The 16,489-nt window shown below is 69.5% G+C and carries 15 protein-coding genes and 2 pseudogenes; 8 read left to right on the top strand and 9 right to left on the bottom strand.

Going from position 1 to position 16,489, the window contains the following annotated elements; genetic code table 11:
* Positions 1-138: 138 nt before the first annotated feature.
* Positions 139-270, bottom strand: coding sequence for a hypothetical protein (locus SMA5143A_RS43935; RefSeq protein ID WP_258193574.1), 132 nt, complete (start codon positions 268-270; stop codon positions 139-141).
* Positions 260-748 carry a cupredoxin domain-containing protein gene (locus SMA5143A_RS17535; RefSeq protein WP_107463892.1) on the bottom strand — a complete coding sequence of 163 codons (489 nt, stop codon included), beginning with the start codon at positions 746-748 and terminating at the stop codon, positions 260-262. The genes SMA5143A_RS43935 and SMA5143A_RS17535 overlap by 11 nt, the downstream gene beginning before the upstream one ends.
* Positions 749-903: 155 nt before the next feature.
* On the opposite strand from SMA5143A_RS17535, the gene SMA5143A_RS17540 reads away from it, so the two are divergent.
* Together SMA5143A_RS17540 and SMA5143A_RS17545 are read left to right on the top strand one after the other, a co-directional pair.
* Entirely contained in the window at positions 904-1,485 is a 582-nt protein-coding gene (locus SMA5143A_RS17540) for an RNA polymerase sigma factor (protein ID WP_107463844.1), read from the top strand.
* Positions 1,478-2,284 carry a hypothetical protein gene (locus SMA5143A_RS17545; protein ID WP_107463845.1) on the top strand — a complete coding sequence of 269 codons (807 nt, stop codon included), beginning with the start codon at positions 1,478-1,480 and terminating at the stop codon, positions 2,282-2,284. Before SMA5143A_RS17540 ends, SMA5143A_RS17545 begins: the two co-directional genes overlap by 8 nt.
* A gap of 79 nt (positions 2,285-2,363) precedes the next feature.
* Here the strand turns inward: SMA5143A_RS17545 and SMA5143A_RS17550 are convergent.
* Together SMA5143A_RS17550 and tal are read right to left on the bottom strand one after the other, a co-directional pair.
* A pseudogene (locus tag SMA5143A_RS17550) lies at positions 2,364-2,654 on the bottom strand (universal stress protein); the annotation flags it as partial.
* A gap of 12 nt (positions 2,655-2,666) precedes the next feature.
* Complete coding sequence (tal, locus tag SMA5143A_RS17555) at positions 2,667-3,788, bottom strand: transaldolase (protein ID WP_107463847.1); 1,122 nt, start codon at positions 3,786-3,788, stop codon at positions 2,667-2,669.
* A gap of 392 nt (positions 3,789-4,180) precedes the next feature.
* Between tal and SMA5143A_RS17560 the strand changes: the two genes are divergently transcribed.
* From SMA5143A_RS17560 to SMA5143A_RS43940, 3 genes are all read left to right on the top strand, one after another.
* Positions 4,181-6,091, top strand: coding sequence for a glycoside hydrolase family 15 protein (locus tag SMA5143A_RS17560; RefSeq protein ID WP_258193575.1), 1,911 nt, complete (start codon positions 4,181-4,183; stop codon positions 6,089-6,091).
* Positions 6,088-6,570, top strand: a complete 483-nt coding sequence (locus tag SMA5143A_RS17565) for a hypothetical protein (protein ID WP_107463848.1) — start codon at positions 6,088-6,090, stop codon at positions 6,568-6,570. The genes SMA5143A_RS17560 and SMA5143A_RS17565 overlap by 4 nt, the downstream gene beginning before the upstream one ends.
* A gap of 149 nt (positions 6,571-6,719) precedes the next feature.
* Positions 6,720-7,079 (top strand): alcohol dehydrogenase catalytic domain-containing protein, encoded by a 360-nt coding sequence (locus tag SMA5143A_RS43940; protein WP_258193584.1) that lies wholly within the window; start codon positions 6,720-6,722, stop codon positions 7,077-7,079.
* Between the two features lie 177 nt (positions 7,080-7,256).
* On the opposite strand, the gene SMA5143A_RS17575 is transcribed toward SMA5143A_RS43940, so the two are convergent.
* Positions 7,257-7,766: a MarR family winged helix-turn-helix transcriptional regulator gene (locus SMA5143A_RS17575; protein WP_258193576.1), complete on the bottom strand. Its 510-nt coding sequence runs from the start codon at positions 7,764-7,766 to the stop codon at positions 7,257-7,259.
* Positions 7,767-8,009: 243 nt separating this feature from the next.
* Here SMA5143A_RS17575 and SMA5143A_RS17580 point away from each other — a divergent pair, with 243 nt between their 5' ends.
* Complete coding sequence (locus SMA5143A_RS17580; protein WP_107463849.1) at positions 8,010-8,588, top strand: NADPH-dependent FMN reductase; 579 nt, start codon at positions 8,010-8,012, stop codon at positions 8,586-8,588.
* An 81-nt stretch (positions 8,589-8,669) separates the two neighbouring features.
* Entirely contained in the window at positions 8,670-10,274 is a 1,605-nt protein-coding gene (locus SMA5143A_RS17585; protein WP_107463850.1) for an amidohydrolase family protein, read from the top strand.
* Positions 10,275-10,533: 259 nt separating this feature from the next.
* On the opposite strand, the gene SMA5143A_RS17595 is transcribed toward SMA5143A_RS17585, so the two are convergent.
* The 3 genes and pseudogenes from SMA5143A_RS17595 to SMA5143A_RS17605 form a co-directional block, all read right to left on the bottom strand.
* Positions 10,534-11,010, bottom strand: coding sequence for a hypothetical protein (locus SMA5143A_RS17595; RefSeq protein ID WP_181361899.1), 477 nt, complete (start codon positions 11,008-11,010; stop codon positions 10,534-10,536).
* Between the two features lie 147 nt (positions 11,011-11,157).
* Positions 11,158-11,574, bottom strand: coding sequence for a nuclear transport factor 2 family protein (locus tag SMA5143A_RS17600; protein WP_107463852.1), 417 nt, complete (start codon positions 11,572-11,574; stop codon positions 11,158-11,160).
* Between the two features lie 279 nt (positions 11,575-11,853).
* Positions 11,854-12,251: pseudogene (locus SMA5143A_RS17605) on the bottom strand (SpoIIE family protein phosphatase); the annotation flags it as partial.
* Positions 12,252-12,383: 132 nt separating this feature from the next.
* Here SMA5143A_RS17605 and SMA5143A_RS17610 point away from each other — a divergent pair.
* Complete coding sequence (locus SMA5143A_RS17610; RefSeq protein WP_107463853.1) at positions 12,384-14,720, top strand: SpoIIE family protein phosphatase; 2,337 nt, start codon at positions 12,384-12,386, stop codon at positions 14,718-14,720.
* Between the two features lie 26 nt (positions 14,721-14,746).
* Here the strand turns inward: SMA5143A_RS17610 and SMA5143A_RS17615 are convergent, their stop codons facing one another.
* Positions 14,747-16,345, bottom strand: coding sequence for an RICIN domain-containing protein (locus tag SMA5143A_RS17615; RefSeq protein WP_258193577.1), 1,599 nt, complete (start codon positions 16,343-16,345; stop codon positions 14,747-14,749).
* Positions 16,346-16,489: the final 144 nt, after the last annotated feature.

Consider the following 16,489-nt stretch of genomic DNA (forward strand, 5'->3'; position numbering starts at 1 on the left):
CTTTCATCCGTCTGCCGCCCCCGGGGCATCCCGCTCAGCCCCAGGGTCCGTTTCGGCAACCGTAATGACCCGGCACCGGCCCCGAACGAAACCGTCGGTTCATTCACTCGTACTGCGTACCGGAGGTGAGGCTGACGATCAGGGCCACCGGTGTGCCGGATGCCGGTAGCCGCCGTACCAGGGGTGGAGGTGGATCGCGCCCATGGCCACGACCGTTCCCGCCGCGACCAGCCGGAGGGCGAGGAGCGCGACCGTGCGCTCAGTAGCCATGGCCGTCGGTCGTGTGGGTGCCGGTGCCCGTTGAGGCGCTGCCGCCCACGGTGAGCTCGGTCTTCATGCCCAGGTCCTTGTGTCCGTCGACAGGGCAGTAGACCTCGTACGTGCCGTCCTTCAGCGAGACGGTGAGATTCGCCGACTCCCCGGGGGCCAGCGTCCGCGTCTTCTGTTCCGTCCCGGAGCCCTCGATCTCCATGGCGTGGTCGTGATGGCCGTCGTTCTTGACGACGAACGTGTAGGCCCCCGCCTTCAACGTCTTCGCGGACAGCCGCATCTTGAAGTCGACCAGCTTCACGTCCACCTGGGTGGTTCCCGGCTTGCCACTTCTCCCGGGAGCTGAGGGTGACGAGCCGCCACCGTTGCCGTATCCACCCCCGCACGCCACGAGGACGCCCGCCAGTGCCCCGGCGGCCAGCCCGGGCCCGACCGTCCTGCGCGCGAAGGTCATGAGCGTCATGAGAGTCGCCGTCATGTCTCGGCCCTCCATGAGAGGTCGTTCCTGTCCAGGTATACGGACGGACCACCACCAGGGGATTTCCGGCAGGCGGGACCGAGCGGGAGAATGGGGCCGTGGTCCCGGGTGGAACTGGGGGAATCCGTTCGGCGAGGTTCGCCGTATCCACTGGTATGCGGAGATTGGGCCTACCACTCGGGCGGCTCTCGGACGAGGCGCTGCTGGCGGGAATGGCGACCGGCGACCCGGAGATCACCCTCGCGTTCGTCCGCCGGTTCCAGCGCATGGTCTTCGGCATCGCCATTGCTGTCGTCGGCGACCTCCAGCTCGCCGAGGACATCGCCCAGCAGGCCTTCGAGAGGGCTTGGCGTCATGCGCAGGTCTACGACACCCGGCGCGGATCGGTGAAGACCTGGCTGGGGGCCATCACGCACAACTTGGCGATCGACGCCGTCCGCGCGCGCAAGGCGACGCCCGTCTCCCCCGAGGACCTCGACGCTCTGCTCGGCATCGTGACCCGGACACCCGAAGAGTGGGCACTGGCCGACGAGGCGGCATCCCGGGTACGCGCCGCGGTGGCGGACCTGCCGCTCGAGCAGGCGCGTGCCGTGGTCATGGCCGGGATTTACGGGATGACCGCACGACAGGTCTCCGAGTTCGAAGGGATCCCTCTGGGCACGGCGAAGACACGGATCAGGTCGGCGATGGGGAACCTGCGGACGGTTCTGGGATCCGAGCGAGCCGATCATGACTGACAGGGACTGCGAGTGGCTGAGGGCCGTCGCCGACGAAGTGGCGCTGGGTATCCTTCCCGGTCAGGAACGCGCCGAGGCCATCGCCCACCTGGACCGCTGCCACACCTGCCGGGAGTACGTCGAGCAGCTGACGCTCGTCGGAGACGGACTGCTCTCCCTCCTTCCGGGCAGCGAGCCGCCCGCCGGCTTCGAGACACGGGTGACGGACGGGCTGGGCCTGAACCGGTCGGCGCGACGGCGGCGACCACGGGCCGGTATGGCGGTCGCGGCCGCCGCCGCGATCGCCCTCGGGTTCGGCTTCGGTGGCTGGGCCGTGGGAACGGCCATCGAGGGAGCGTCGGCTCCCTCCTCGCGGAGTTCGCAGCCGTCCGGCTCGGAGCACGACCTGCTCACAGCGCCTCTGCTGACCCCCGACCACCGCCCGGTGGGCCGGATCTTCGCCTATGCCGCATCTCCGGGCTGGGTCTACATGTCGGTCCACCTCGACCGGGCCGGGACCGCATCCGACCCCGAGGCCGGAGACGACTCCGAAACCACCGGCTCGCGCGACGGATACCCGGCGGCCGAAAAGGTCAGCTGCCGACTGGAACGCACGGACGGTACGTCGGTCCACATCGGGGAGTTCTCCCTCGACGACACCGGCCGGGGGTACTGGGGAGCGCCCACGCGTGTCGACCCGGATACGGTGTCCGGTGCCCGGCTGCTGGCCGGGGACGGCTCCGTACTGGCGACGGCCCACTTCGATGGCCTGCGTTCTGCCCGCTTCGACGTCGGGTTCGGTGCGAATGTGCGGGCTTGAGCCACCGGGTCAGTTCGATCAGGCTGCCCAGGCCGCACGCCGACCGCTCACTTCTTTGTGCCTCACCCGAAGCACTGCATCAGGGGCTGTCGGCGGCGCCGCGGACCACCGCGACCGGGCAGTGTGCGTGATGCAGCGTGGCCTGGCTCACCGACCCCAGCAGCAGTCCGGCGAAACCACCGCGTCCGCGCGCACCGACCACCAGCAGCTGGGCTGCGCGACTCGCCTCGATCAACGCTTCCCGCGTCCCACCCTGGACAACCTCGCGCTTCACGTTCACGCCCGGGTAGTTCTCCCGGTGGACGGCGAGCGCCTCGGACACCAGACGCGCCTCCCCCGCAGCCAGCGCCCGCGGCTCGTTCGCATACGGCGTCGCCTATCGTCAGTTCTCTTCCCGGGCTGCGGGTCGGTGCCGCAACGTTTCCGCGAGCTGCTCGGAGAGCTGCTCCCAGCTGGCGTCGAACTTCGACACGCCCTCGTCCTCAAGGGTCTGCACGAGGTCGCCATAGTCCACGCCGACGGCTCGCAGACCGGTGAGAACCTGCTCAGCGTCGTCGTAGTGGGCGCGGACCGAGTCGGCCGGTACTCGGCCGTGGTCGGCAACCGCGCGCAGGGTGGCCTCCGGCATGGTGTTGACCACGCCGGGTGCGACGAGTTCGGACACGTAGCGGGTGTCGGGGTAGGCGGGGTCCTTGACGGAGGTCGAAGCCCACAGCGGACGCTGCGGACGGGCCCCGGCCGCCCGAAGGGCTTGCCAGCGGGGTGAGGAGAGAATCCGCTCGTAGTGCTGGTAGGCCAGCCGTGCGTTGGCGATCGCCAAACGGCCGCGGAGCTCGGCTGCCTGCGTCGTGCCAATCTTGTCCAGGCGTGCGTCTGCCTCGATGTCGACGCGGGAGACGAAGAACGAAGCCACCGAACCGGTGCCGGAGAGGTCCCGGCCCGCGTCGCGGGCGCGCTCCATCCCGTCGAGGAAGGCGTCCACGACCTCGTCGTAGCGGGTCAGGGAGAAGATCAACGTGACATTGATGCTGATTCCCTCGGCCAGGCACGCGGCGATCGCCGGCAGGCCCTGCCGGGCGGCCGGGATCTTCACGAACAGGTTGGGCCGGTCGACCAGCCACCACAGCGCCCGCGCCTCAGCGATCGTCGCCGCGGTGTCGTGCGCGAGCCGGGGGTCGACCTCGATGGAGACCCGTCCGTCGACGCCGTCCGTCGCGTCGTAGACCGGGCGCAGCACGTCGCATGCCCACCGGACGTCGGTTGTGGTCAGCGCCCGCAGCGCCTCACCGACCCCGACTCCGCGGGCGGCCAGGTCACGGATCTGTTCGTCATACGCGTCGCCGCTCGTGATGGCGTTGGCGAAGATCGTCGGATTGGTGGTCACCCCCACCACCCGGTCCCGCGCGACCAGGTCTGCCAGACTCCCGGACACCAGCCGCTCCCGGCTGAGATCGTCCAGCCAGATCGACACTCCGGCATCACTCAGTGTGTTCAACGGGCCCATGACGCTGCCGCTCCTCCCGCGCGCCAAGCGGACGGGCGTCCTGCTGCTGCTCATCCGCGGCCCGCACCAGAGCCTGCCTGTCGCTCCATCGTCTCTGGCAGGCGAGTGGCCCGCATCCGCACACCGGCCAGGCCGACAGCCGCACCGTTCACCAATGCCGGGGACGCGGACGGGCAGGTGGAGCGAGCCGATCCAGCCACAGGGGCGGTACAGGGTCCCGGCAGCCGCCACAGAGCCGAACGAGCCAAGCCGACCAACCACCTGTCCAGTTACGATCAGGTTCAGGCAGGCCGCCCTCGGCGAAGCCGAACGGACGGACCCGTCCACCAGACGCGCCGCTGGCGTCACCCGGCGCCTGAGGCCGCCGCACTCCCTACCGGGAGGGTGTAGTCGTGACATCCACACCGTCCGCTTCTGGGCCTGCGTCGCCGCCGCCGGACAAGCCCTGGAGTCGGCCCCTGACAGGTCTGGCGGGCCCGCCAGACCTGTCAGGGGCCGCGGCCGGGCGGCCGGTACGCCTGGACGGGTACGCGCCGCTGCGGGACTACGCGGTGATCGGCGACGGCCGTTGCGTCGCGCTCATCGCACGGGACGGCTCGGTGGACTGGCTGGCCTGGCCGGATCTTGACTCGCCGACCCTGTTCGCCGCCGTCCTCGACCCCGTCCGCGGCGGCAGGTTCCTCCTCCGGCCCGACGTTCCCTGCGGCGCCGCCCGCCGGTATCTGCCCGGCACCAACGTCCTGGAGACGACGTTCACCACTGCGGGCGGCACGGTCAGGGTCACCGACGCGCTGACCATCTCCACACCCGACGCCCTGGCGCCCGGACGGGAGCTGGTCCGGCGGATCGAGGGCCTGGCGGGCAGCGTCCCGATGCGTTGGAGCGTCCAGCCGCGCTTCGGCTACGGTGCCCGGACGCCGCACGTGACCTACCGTGCCGGCGTCCCGGTGGCCACCTTCGGACCCGATGCCGTCGCGGTCTGCGCCTGGAACGCGGGACAGCCGCAGCTCACCGGCGGGGCCGTCGCATCCAGGTTCCGGGCCGAAGCCGGTACCCGGGCCTTGCTCGCGCTGCCGTACGCGCACCAGGAGCCCCTGGTCCTTCCCCCGCGCGCCGACTGCGAGGCCCGTCTGGACCTCACCATGGCCGCCTGGCGGCGCTGGGCGGACAAGCGCTCATACGCGGGCCCCTGGCGCGAGGCGGTGCTGCGCAGCGCCCTCGCCCTCAAGCTCCTGGTCTTCGCCCCCTCCGCCGCGGTCGCCGCCGCCGCGACGTGCTCTCTGCCCGAGGAGCTCGGAGGAGAACGCAACTGGGACTACCGCTTCAGCTGGATCCGCGACTCCGCCTTCACCCTGAACGCCTTCCTCGAGCTGGGCTGCGCACCGGAGGCGACCGGCTACTTCTGGTGGCTGATGCACGCCTCCCAGCTCACCCACCCCCGGCTGCGCGTCCTGTACCGCCTCGACGGCGGCTCCCACGCACCGGAGAAGACGCTTCCCCTGGCGGGCTACCGCGGCTCGGCGCCCGTACGCGTCGGCAACGCCGCCGCCGACCAGCTCCAACTGGACACCTACGGGGAATTGCTGCAGACCGCCTGGCTGTACACCGCCGCGGGCCATCGGCTCGACGCCGACATCGCCCGCCGGCTGGCCGAGACCGCCGACTTCGTCTGCGCGGTCTGGCAGATGCCGGACGCGGGCATCTGGGAGGTACGCAGCGCCCCTGAACACTTCACTCAGTCCAAGATGATGTGCTGGATCGCCCTCGACCGCGCCCTCGACCTCGCCCGCCGACAGCTGATCCCGGACCGGCACGCGGCCCGGTGGCACCGCGCGCGACAGGCGATCGCCGAGTTCGTCGACGATCGCTGCTTCTCTGCGCGGCTGAACAGCTACGTACGCTCCGCCGACAGTGACGACGTGGACGCCAGTCTGCTGCTCGGGCTGCTGCACGGCTACCGTCCGCCTGGCGACCCGCGCATGCGCAGAACCCTCACCGCCGTCCAGCAGGCGTTGCGGGACGGCCCCTACGTCCACCGCTACCTCGGCGCTGACGGCGTCCCCGGCAGCGAGGGCGCCTTCCTCGCCTGCTCCTTCTGGCTCGCCGAAGCCCTCGCCCGCTGTGACCGTGCCGACGAGGCCGTGTCCCTCATGGAGCAGCTCGTGGCGCTCGGTAACGACGTGGGCCTCTACAGCGAGGAGATCGACCCGCCGACCGGTGCCTTCCTGGGCAACATGCCCCAGGGCCTGACTCACCTGGCCCTGATCAGCGCGGCCTGCGCGATCGGGGAGGCGGCGCGATGAGCATCTGGGCGGCCCTGGCGGGCGGGTTCGCCGGCACCCTGATCCTGACCACGGGTCTGCGCGCAGCCAACGCACTCAATCTGACCCGCATTGACCTGCCGTTCCTGCTGGGGACCGCTTTCACCAGCGACCGGACTCGCGCCAAGGCCCTCGGCTACGGCGCCCACTTCATCAACGGACAGATCTTCGCCCTGCTGTACTACGCGGTCTTCGCCGCCATCGGCTACAGCAGTTGGTGGCTGGGATGTGTCTTCGGCCTCGTCCACGGCCTGTTCGCCGCCACCGCACTGGTCAACATCCTGCTGCCCCTCGTCCACCCCCGCATGGGCACGTCCCAGACCAGCGCCCCCGACGTCGCCCTGCTGGAGCCACCCGGATTCCTCATGCTCAACTACGGCCCCAGCACCCCAGCCGTCACCCTGGCGGCACACCTCGCCTACGGAAGCCTCGTCGGAGGCTTCGTCGCCTGGCCGGCCTGACAACGCGTTGCCTGGTGATTCCGATGCGCAGGACGCAGGCCGAGTAGCGCGGGAAAGGAACCGGAAATACATACGGAACCGCGCATCACGGTTGAAAGGTCGTCCTGGGGCACGAGGGTGCCGGCGTCGTGGAAGCGGTCGGCACGGCTGTGGAGAAGGTCACGCCCGGGGACCACGTCGCTGTCAGCTTCCTGCCGTGCGGCCGCTGCCGCCCATGCCTCGACGGATCACCGGCGAGCTGCGCCCACTTCAACGCCGTCAACTTCGCAGGCCAACGCCCCGACGGTTCCCACGCCTTGCGGCCCGCCGACGGCGACGGCACCTCCACGACCGGTTCTTCGGCCAGTCGTCCTTCGCCACCCACGCCGTCACCAACGAACGCAACACCGTCAAGGTGCGGCCCGACGCCCCACTGGCACTTCTCGGACCCCTCGGCCGCGGCATCCAGACCGGCGCCGGAACGGTACTGCGTGCGCTGGGCGTCGGGGTGGGTTCCACCTTCGCCGTGACGGGCGCCGGCGCGGTCGGCCTCAGCGCGGTGATGGCCGCACGGGTGGCGGGGGCAACCACGATCATCGCCGTCGACGTCCCACCCTCCCCGCCTGGCTGCACCACCAGCACCTGGCGACAACAGCGCGCCTCCCTTGCTCACCCGACGCATCGGGCGCGTCGGCTGCTGACGGCCTTCACTCCTCGTCGGGGCAGCCGCCCCCAGCGTTTTCGGGCTTCTGAAGGTTGGCCAGGACAGTGGTGGAGATGTCGGCGAGCTGGTCCAGTTGCTGCGGGCTGAGGCAGTCGATGAACAGTCGGCGTACGTGGTCGCTGTGCTGTGGGGCTGCCTCGATCAACGCCTCCCGCCCTCTCTGTGTGACTGCGACATAGGCGGCACGGCCCTCGCCGCTCTGACGTTCGACGAGGCCCCGTTTGGACATGCGGGTGAGCTGGTGGTGCAGACGGCTCTTCTCCCAGCCCGTCAGCACGCCGAGGTGACAGGCACGCAGGCGGCCGTCGTCGGCGCCGGAGAGCACGACGAGGACGGTGTAGTCCGCGGTCGAGAGTCCGCTGCACGCCTGCAGTTGCTGCTCGATGCGTCCGCGCAGGACCTCCTGCATCCGGAAGAACGTCTGCCAGGTGCTGACCTCGCGCTCGCTGAGTCCTCGCTGTTCCTGCCGTTTCTGCTCCTGCTCCTGTGTCACGGCGTACAGCATACCGGATCGAGTTGACGTGTCACCTCGCCGAGATCTAGGTTCGGGATGACACATCAACTCGATGGGGTGAAGGCAGACCATGCACACCCGGCAGCGCACCGCGCGCCCATCCGTCGTCCGGGTTCAGAACAAGCCGCACCTGGGCCCGGATGCACAGGTCGACGACAAGAGCATGTGGTTCACCCCGCAGGACCCGGCGCTCCCGCCTCCCTTCCCTGAAGGAGTCTTCCGATGACCCGGATCGGCATCATCCTGGGCACCACCCGCCCCAACCGAAGGGGCGAAGAGGTCGCCCTGTGGGTACACGGCATCGCCGGCCGGCGCGGCGACGCCGACTACGAACTCGTCGATCTGCGCGACCACCCGCTGCCCCACCTCGACGAACCGCTGCCCGCTTCGTCGGGTCAGTACCAGAACGAGCACACCCGTCGGTGGGCGGCAGAGGTCGCGTCTTTCGACGGGTACGTCATCGTCACGCCCGAGTACAACCACAGCATCCCGGGGGTGCTCAAGAACGCCCTCGACTACGTGTACGCCGAGTGGCAGGACAAGGCTGTCGGGTTCGTCTCCTACGGCGCGGCCGGCGGTGTCCGGGCCGTGGAACACCTGCGCCAGATCGCCGGTCAGTTGAAGCTGGCCGACGTCCGCCGGCAGGTCTCACTCACTCTCGCCGCCGACTTCGAGAACTACTCCCTCTTCAGGCCCGGCAGCCACCAGGAATCCCACCTGAACGCGCTGTTCGACGAGGTCGTCGCCTGGAGCACCGCCCTGGCGGGCCTCCGCGACCCGGCCGTCACGACGGCCGCCTGACCTCCGCTTCCGCACACGGTTCAAGCATCAGAACCAACCCTGACCTCAAGAGCCAGACCACCGCACAGCGAGGAGTGTCCGATGGACAACACAGCGGATGTGACCGACCCAGCGCCGACCGCCGGAGCGCCGGACACCGCACCGGCCGCGTCTACAGTCGCCGGGCCCGCCGACCGCGAGGCGAGGGCCGCCAGCCGTCGGCACGTCCTCGCGGGAGCCCTCGCCGTCGGGGCCGCGACAGGGACCGGCGCCTTCACGGCATCCCCCGCGGCCGCGGCATCCAGGCCCCCAGAGGCCGGGGCGCTCGCCTTCGAGTCCGGCCGGCCCGTCCTCTTCCGCCGGGCGACCGTGGTCACCATGGATCCCCGCCGCGGCGTGCTGCCCGACACCGATGTCCTGGTCCGCGGCACCGACATCGAGGCGGTGGGCAAGAGGCTGCCGGCGCCCCCGCACGCCACCGTCATCGACGCCGCCGGAGCCCTGCTGCTGCCCGGCTTCGTCGACACCCACCGGCACATGTGGCAGTCCGCGCTGCGCGGGGTGGGAGCGGACTGGACCCTGGGCAACTACTTCGCATGGATCATCCAGAAGTGGGGGTACCTCTTCCGGCCGGAGGACATCTACGCGGCCAACTACCTCGGCATGGTCGAGGCCGTCGACGACGGGGTCACCACCGTCACCGACTGGTCCCACGGACTGCGCACCCCCGACCACGCCGACGCCGCCGTGGACGCCCTGTCCGCCGTGCCCGGACGCGCCCGGTTCGCCTACGGCAACGCCTTCGCCCCGAACCTCGGCTGGGTGGTCGACGGGCGCGTCGACCGGATGCTCAAGACACGGTTCAGCGGCCGGCCGGACCAACTCGTCACCATGCAGATGGCGCTCGACATCGGCGGCGACACCGACGACGCCCGCCAGGCCCTGAAGTTCGCCCGTGACCGCGATCTGCCGGTCACCACCCACGCCGGCCTCTTCGGGATCGTCGGCGACGAACAGATCAAGTTCATCGACGAGACCGGCTCGCTGTCACCGTCGTACACCCTCGTCCACGCGTCCTCGTTGAGCGACGACGCCTACCGGATCATCGCCGACAGCGGCGCCCAGCTGTCCGTCTCCGCGGAGAGCGAGCTGAACGCGGGGCAGGGTTACCCGTCCACCGCGAAGGCACGGCAGTACGGCATCCCCGTCTCACTGTCGATGGACACCGTGGTCTGGTGGAGCGGCGACATGTTCTCCGCCATGCGCGCCACCCTGAACGCCGACCGAGGACTGGCCCACCTGCGCGCGCACGAAGCCGGCAAGTCGGTGGCCTACAACGCGCTGCGCGCCCACGACGTCCTCGAGTACGCCACCCTGGGTGGCGCGCGGGTGCTCGGCCTGGACCGCCTCATCGGCTCGATCACCCCGGGCAAACGCGCGGACCTCGTGATGCTGCGCACCGACACCCCGGCGATGACCCTCATGAGCAACCCGATCGGGCACATCGTCTTCCAGTCCGGCCGCGGCGACGTCGACACCGTGCTGGTCAACGGACGCGTCCTCAAACACCGCGGCACCCTCATCGGCGCGGACCGGGACCGCGCCCGCCGACTCGTCGACGGGTCCTTGCAATACCTGCGCTCCAAGATCCCGGACAAGGACTGGGAACAGGCAATGAATCCCCCCACGGGCACCACCACCCGTTAGCGGCAGACGAGTCGGGCTGTTCGACCTGAGTAGTGGGCGGCTTCGTGCTCGGCAAGGGGAACGTGGCCGAGTACGCCTTGGAGGCACACGGGGAAGGTCCGCTCGTTGGGTACGAGGTATCGGCCGGTCAGCGGGTCGTACCGGGCACCGACACGGGCCGGCTTCGTCTGCGGGGCGCGGGCCACCCGCTGCCGGGTCGTCGCGATCGAGTGGCCCCCGACCACCAGCGTCACGCACGCGGTCAGCGCCAGGTTCACCATCAGCGGGTGCCGTCGGCCTCGCTTCGCATCTGCGACAGTCGTTCAGCCATCCTGCCGGTGACCTCGAGGTAGATCTCCGCCTCCTCGGGCACGAGTACCTCAACCAGCGTCCGGTTCTCGATCCACACCTCGATGAGCGGGAACGATTCGACGCGGTTCACCGACTGACAACGCCAGCCCTCTTTCTCTGCGATCTTGAAGACTTGCTCGCGTGTAATCGCGACGCTCAGCGCGAAATGCGTCACGGTTCGATCGGGGGGCGGCGCCTTCTCGAACGCGGTACCGTCGGCCCCAGGCACCAGCACGGTTTCGGCCGGGTAGACTTCCACCTCGGTTCCGTTGTCGTCGCAGGCGAAGGCCATGAAAGCGCCTGGGTGCGGCGGGAACGGCAGAACGGCTCCGCCCATGAGTTCGGCCAGTACCCTGGCGACCTTCTCGGGGTTCGCAGCCGAAATCGATAAGTGATGGATCATCATCGCTTCCTTTTCTCCGGGTCTTCTGACTATGCGGGCAAGTCGGTGTCCGGGAAGTCCAACTCGCCAGCTGTTCAACCTTGGTTCTTCAGCGCTCGTGAGTGCGTGACCGGGCTGTCGGTTCGCCCTGCACTGACTTCCTTGGATAGATCAACGGGTCACGGACTCCGGAATGTTTCCTTTTCCGCCGAACACGCGAAGGCCCTCGCTGGTGTCCCAGTACTCGCGGAACAGGATGAGCTTGTCGTCCTTGAAGCGGTAGATGCAGATGTACGGCAGCCGGTAGCCATCCAGTGATGGGCAAAAACCAATGTATTCCAGCAGGAAGGTATCTGCCTCCGCCAGCGGCGTCACGCGAAGGTCGAGGAAACGGAGGCCCGGAAGGCTGCGCCCGACTTCCTCCATGTGCGCCTTGCACATCTCGCGTCCGACCACCCGCTCGCCGCGGCCGACCCACGGCGCGTACGGCAGCTCCACCACCAGGTCCGGGTGGGAGTTGGCATAGAAGAAATCCGAATCCACGCCGATCGAGTGCTGCATTTCCGCGGCCAGTTGCGCCAGGTCCATCTCGTCGCTCCCTTTACTCGCCTTTTGCCGCCGAGTTTCGGTAGTTCTTGATGAACGCTAACAGGGGACATCCTGGGCTCACATCAGCAAATGGAACTACGACCATATGCTGATGCCATATCGGGCTGCGGACCGGTTTCCGTGCCCGGCCACCTCGCAGGGCCACGTCACAGGGCCGGCAGACCGCCTTCGGGCAGGTCGGCCTCCGCCGCCTCGAACGGCAGACCGCCCAGGCCCAGCGGCGGGTCGAAACGATCAACGGTTCCGTCGCCGCTCACTCTCGGCGAGGGTGCGGACCGCGGTCCGCAGGCGCCCCGTCGTGGCGGCGGCGTGGATGCCGTGGTCGACCACGTCGCCCACGGCCAGGGCGACCCGGCCCCGGACAGCGGGATCACGTCGTACCAGTCGCCGCCGACACCAGCCTGGGCACCGGCGGGCAGGTAGCGGCACGAGACGGCGTACGGCGGACCGTTCCGCCGTACGCCGTGGCTCCGGCGTGCGTAGCGGCGGGCACGGTCGATGGCCACGGCCGCCCTGGCCGCGATCTCCTGGGCGAGGATCAGGTCCTCGTCGTCGAAGGCAACCGGGTCGCTGTGACGGCAGAACCGCGCGACGCCGACAGTGGCGCCGCGGGCGCTCAGCTGCACCACCGGCGTCGAGCGGGCAGGGAGCCGCCTCGCCCACCGGCGCGGCGACGTCGCTGGGTGATCCCAGGGACCCGCGTGAGCACGAGTGACGGCAGTCAGTCGACCCACGGCCGTGTTTCTGTCTGAGTTGAACTGGCCGGACAGAGGAACAATGCTGAACTCATGGGACAGGGCTATACCGCGGCGATCGTCGATATGCAGGGTGTGGTCACAGCCTGGAGTGACGGTGCACGCGACCTGGTGGGATACGCAGCCGACGAGGTGGTGAACCGTCCGGCCCACGAACTGCTGGCTGAGGAGATCAGGACCGACACCGTCGCGAACCTGTCGGGCATCGTCGTGCTGCGCCATCGGGACGGCTCGTCCGTTCCCCTCGTACTCACCGCTCACGCCGTGCTCGGTGAGAAAGGAGAGCGGTGCGGGTACGTGATCAACGTCGATCCCCCCGGCGGGCCGGAGCCGACCGCGGCGGGCCAAGCCTTCCAGCAGGCATCGTTGCCCATGTCCGTGTTCGACACCACACAGCGCTACATGCGACTGAACGAGGTGGCCTGCCGGATCATGGGCGTGCCCGAGGAGGCGCTGGTGGGACAGCACTTTCCGGAAAGCGTCGAGGATCGTTCAGCGCACCGCGGCTGGCTTGATCATCTGCGTCAAGTCGTCGCCACAGGCCGTCCGGTCCGCTACGAGAGCTTCACCGGGGCCCCCGCACTGAACCGGGAGCACTCCTGGACCACCGACATGTGGCCGCTGCGGAACGCTGACGGTGAGCTCCAGGCTGTGGGCATCGCGTCATTCGACAGTACCGAGCAGTACTGGGCCCGGCAACGCCTTGCCCTGCTCAACGAGGCCGCGGCCTCGATCGGCACGACCCTGGACGTGGTGCGCACTGCCGAGGAACTGATCGAGTTGCTGGTGCCCCGATACGCCGACTTCGCCAGCGTCGACCTGCTGGACTGGGTTTTCGAAGCCAAGGGGCTGCCCGACATCCCGTTGCGGGACATCGTCCTGCGCAGGGTCGCACACGGGTCAGGCATGAAGGGAACACCAGAGGCCGAGGTACCCGTGGGTGACACCAACACCTATCCACCGTCTTCTCCGCCGGCGAAAGCCCTGAGGGCCGGGCGGGCCGTGCTCAGTCAGGCCGGCGAGCCGGACTTCGTGCGCTGGGTCGCCGAGCGCAACGCGCGTGGCCCTGCGGGCAGGGCGTACCGCAAGGGCGCACACTCGATGCTCGCTGCACCGCTGCGGGCCCGCGGTACCACCCTGGGCGTGGTGGTAGGGATGCGGATCGCCAACCCGGACGACTTCGGTGAGGACGACATCGTCCTCGCCGAAGAGGTCGCCAGCCGGGCTGCCGTGTGCATCGACAACGCCAGGCGGTTCGCCCGGGAGCGCGCCACGGCCCTGGCCCTCCAGCACAGTCTCCTGCCACGGGGGCTGCCCGGACAGGCCGCCGTCGAGGTGGCCCACCGCTATCTGCCATCGGATTCACTCGCGGGCATCGGCGGCGACTGGTTCGACGTCATCCCGCTCTCCGGCAGCCGCGTCGCCCTCGTCGTCGGCGACGTCGTCGGCCACGGCATCCCCTCGACGGCGACGATGGGCCGCCTGTGCACGGCAGTGCGCACCCTGGCCGACGTCGACCTGCCGCCCGACGAGCTCCTCACCCACCTCGACGACCTGGTCACCCACCTCGCCTCCGACGAGAACGGCGAGGTCGCGGAGCTCGGCTCGACCTGCCTGTACGCCGTCTACGACCCGGTCTCGCGGCGGCTGAACCTCGCGGCGGCCGGCCATCCGCCGCCCGCGGTGCTACAGACCGACGGCAGCGCGGCCCTGGTGGAGATGACTGCCGGCCCGCCGCTCGGCGTCGGCGGCCTGCCCTTCGAGGCGACCGAGCTGGAGCTGCCCGAGGGCTCGGTGCTCGCCCTCTACACCGACGGCCTGATCGAGGACCGCGACCGCGACGTCGATCACGCCACCGCCGAGCTGTGCCGGGCGCTGTCCGCGCCGGCGGGCACGCTCGACATGCTCTGCGATACGGTGCTCAAGGCGGTCCTGCCGGAGGAGCCGAGCGACGACGTCGCACTGCTGCTGGCCCGCACCCGGGCGCTGGGCACAGACCAGGTCGCAACGTGGGACATCGCACCGGACCCCGAACGCGTGGCCGCGGCCCGCCAGGCCGCCACCGAGCAGCTGACCGCCTGGGGTCTGGAGGAGGCGGCATTCGTCACCGAACTGGTCGTCAGTGAACTGGTCACCAACGCCATCCGGTACGGCGAACCGCCCATCCAACTGCGGCTGATCAGGGACCGCACCCTCATCTGCGAGGTCTCCGACGGCAGTTCCACCTCCCCGCATCTGCGCCGGGCCCACGCCTTCGACGAGGGTGGCCGCGGACTGCTGCTGGTCGCCCAGCTCACCCATCGCTGGGGGAGCCGGCAGACGGGGCGAGGCAAGACGATCTGGGCCGAGCAGCCGCTGCCGCAGGACTGACCTCTCACCGATTCCCACTGGAACCCCTAGCGCAGCATGGACAGATCGATGGCATTCGCCATGGCCGCCATTCCGGCGTCGTTGGGGTGCAGATGGTCGCCGCTGTCGTAAGCGGGCAACATCCGGGCATGGTTGTTCGGGTCCCGGATGACGGCGTCGAAGTCGACGACGGCGTCGAACGCGCCACTGGTGCGGATCCAGTTGTTCACTGTTGTCCGGATGCCGGCCTGTGCACTGTTCTGCGAGGAGTGGGGCAGCATGGTGCCGCCGATGATCCTCACGCCGGCGGCGTGTGCCTGCGCGATGATGTCCTGGTAACCGGCGATCAGCTGGTCGGCGGTAAGGGAGGGGTTGTTGTTGATGTCGTTGATGCCCTCCATGAAGATCACGTTTCGTACGCCCGGCTGGCCGAGGGCGTCGTGTGCGAAACGGACCCTGGCGGCCAGGCCTTGGGGAGCCCAACCGGCATCGGCGCGCACCATGTTGCCGCCGATGCCCGCGTTGGCGACTGCGAACCGCTGGCCGCCGCTCTCCGCCCGCAGCCGGTCGGCCAGGCGGTCCGGCCAGCGCCGGTTGGCGTCGAAGGTGGTGTCGTATCCGTCGGTGATGGAGTCGCCGAAGGCCACCACGGTTCCGGTGGTCACTGCGGCCGGAACAACGTCCACGCCCGACAGGTAGTGCCAGCTCCACATGGAGGTCGTGAAGTTGGTGGCGGTGTCCTCGTCGGCGTGGTTGCCGGAACCGGCCACCGACCGGTAGGAGGTCTGGTAGGCGTCACGGTGGAAGGTGGAGGCGCCGGTGTTGCCCCGCAGGTACACGCTCACCAGGAGGTCCTGCCCCGCGGTGACCGTCATCGGGATGACGTCGCTGGTGAGTTCCGCCCCGGCGGGGACGGTCGGGTTGCCTGATCTACCGAAGGTCACGGTGTGGTGGGTGCCGGGTACCGCGGCCGCGCCGCTGGAGCGCACGGCCACATCGACGGCGCCGACGGACAGCGGCGTGGTGCTGCGCAGGTTGGACAGACGGATCCGCACCCCGGAACCGGCGACACCGGTGTGGACGACCATCCGCAGCGTCTGCTCGGAGAAGGTCTCACCGCCGGCGGTCATGCTGGGGCCGAAGGCCACGACCCGGGGGCGTTCGGTGAGGTTCCACTGCTGGTTGGGGTTTCCTGAGCACGGCCACTGGATGAGCGCCGTGCCGTCGGCCGTGGAGTTGCCGGGAACGTCGAGGCACATTCCGCTGTTGACGGAAACGATCGCGGAGCCGCTGAAGGTCCAGCGCTGGTTGCTGTTGCCGGTGCACGACCACTGGATGACTCGCGCTTCCGCCGCGGTGGACGCTCCGCTCACGTCCATGCACTTACCACTGTTGATGTTCACCAGCGAGAACGACCCGTCTCCGCCGTGGGCAACCGCCTGCCACAGCTGGCTCGGGCCGCCGGAGGGGGTGTTCTGCACCACGGCAGCCTGGTCGGACGTCGAAGCCGACTGGACCTGTGCGCTCTTGCCGCTGTGTGCTGCGGTCAGCGCGTACACATGGCCGTCCTGCGGTCCGGTGGCGGCGGTGGCCGCGTCGGCCGGGACGAGCACCAGCCCTACGACGCCGAGAGCCGCGGCTCCCATGGAGGCCGTCCTGTTCCGAAACGTTCTCATAGTCCTGCTTCCCTGTTGTGTGGAGGGGGCGCGCCAGGGGAACCCGCCCGAGCCGCCGGAAAGGCCGGCTCGGGCGGAACCTCGGTCTTGCCGGATGGGGCAACTGCCGCGTCG

This window comes from Streptomyces sp. MA5143a, assembly GCF_900290235.1.
In the GTDB taxonomy this organism is placed as follows: Bacteria; Actinomycetota; Actinomycetes; order Streptomycetales; family Streptomycetaceae; genus Streptomyces.

Excerpts from the sequence above, each read along its gene's own strand:
- SMA5143A_RS17585 (WP_107463850.1), top strand. The coding sequence starts at position 8,670 with ATGGACAACACAGCGGATGTGACCGACCCAGCGCCGACCGCCGGAGCG.
- tal (WP_107463847.1), bottom strand. The coding sequence starts at position 3,788 with ATGGGCCCGTTGAACACACTGAGTGATGCCGGAGTGTCGATCTGGCTG.
- SMA5143A_RS17580 (WP_107463849.1), top strand. The coding sequence starts at position 8,010 with ATGACCCGGATCGGCATCATCCTGGGCACCACCCGCCCCAACCGAAGG.
- SMA5143A_RS43935 (WP_258193574.1), bottom strand. The coding sequence starts at position 270 with ATGGCTACTGAGCGCACGGTCGCGCTCCTCGCCCTCCGGCTGGTCGCG.
- SMA5143A_RS17610 (WP_107463853.1), top strand. The coding sequence starts at position 12,384 with ATGGGACAGGGCTATACCGCGGCGATCGTCGATATGCAGGGTGTGGTC.
- SMA5143A_RS17535 (WP_107463892.1), bottom strand. The coding sequence starts at position 748 with ATGACGGCGACTCTCATGACGCTCATGACCTTCGCGCGCAGGACGGTC.
- SMA5143A_RS17615 (WP_258193577.1), bottom strand. The coding sequence starts at position 16,345 with ATGGGAGCCGCGGCTCTCGGCGTCGTAGGGCTGGTGCTCGTCCCGGCC.
- SMA5143A_RS17565 (WP_107463848.1), top strand. The coding sequence starts at position 6,088 with ATGAGCATCTGGGCGGCCCTGGCGGGCGGGTTCGCCGGCACCCTGATC.
- SMA5143A_RS17540 (WP_107463844.1), top strand. The coding sequence starts at position 904 with ATGCGGAGATTGGGCCTACCACTCGGGCGGCTCTCGGACGAGGCGCTG.
- SMA5143A_RS17595 (WP_181361899.1), bottom strand. The coding sequence starts at position 11,010 with ATGATGATCCATCACTTATCGATTTCGGCTGCGAACCCCGAGAAGGTC.
- SMA5143A_RS17600 (WP_107463852.1), bottom strand. The coding sequence starts at position 11,574 with ATGGACCTGGCGCAACTGGCCGCGGAAATGCAGCACTCGATCGGCGTG.
- SMA5143A_RS17545 (WP_107463845.1), top strand. The coding sequence starts at position 1,478 with ATGACTGACAGGGACTGCGAGTGGCTGAGGGCCGTCGCCGACGAAGTG.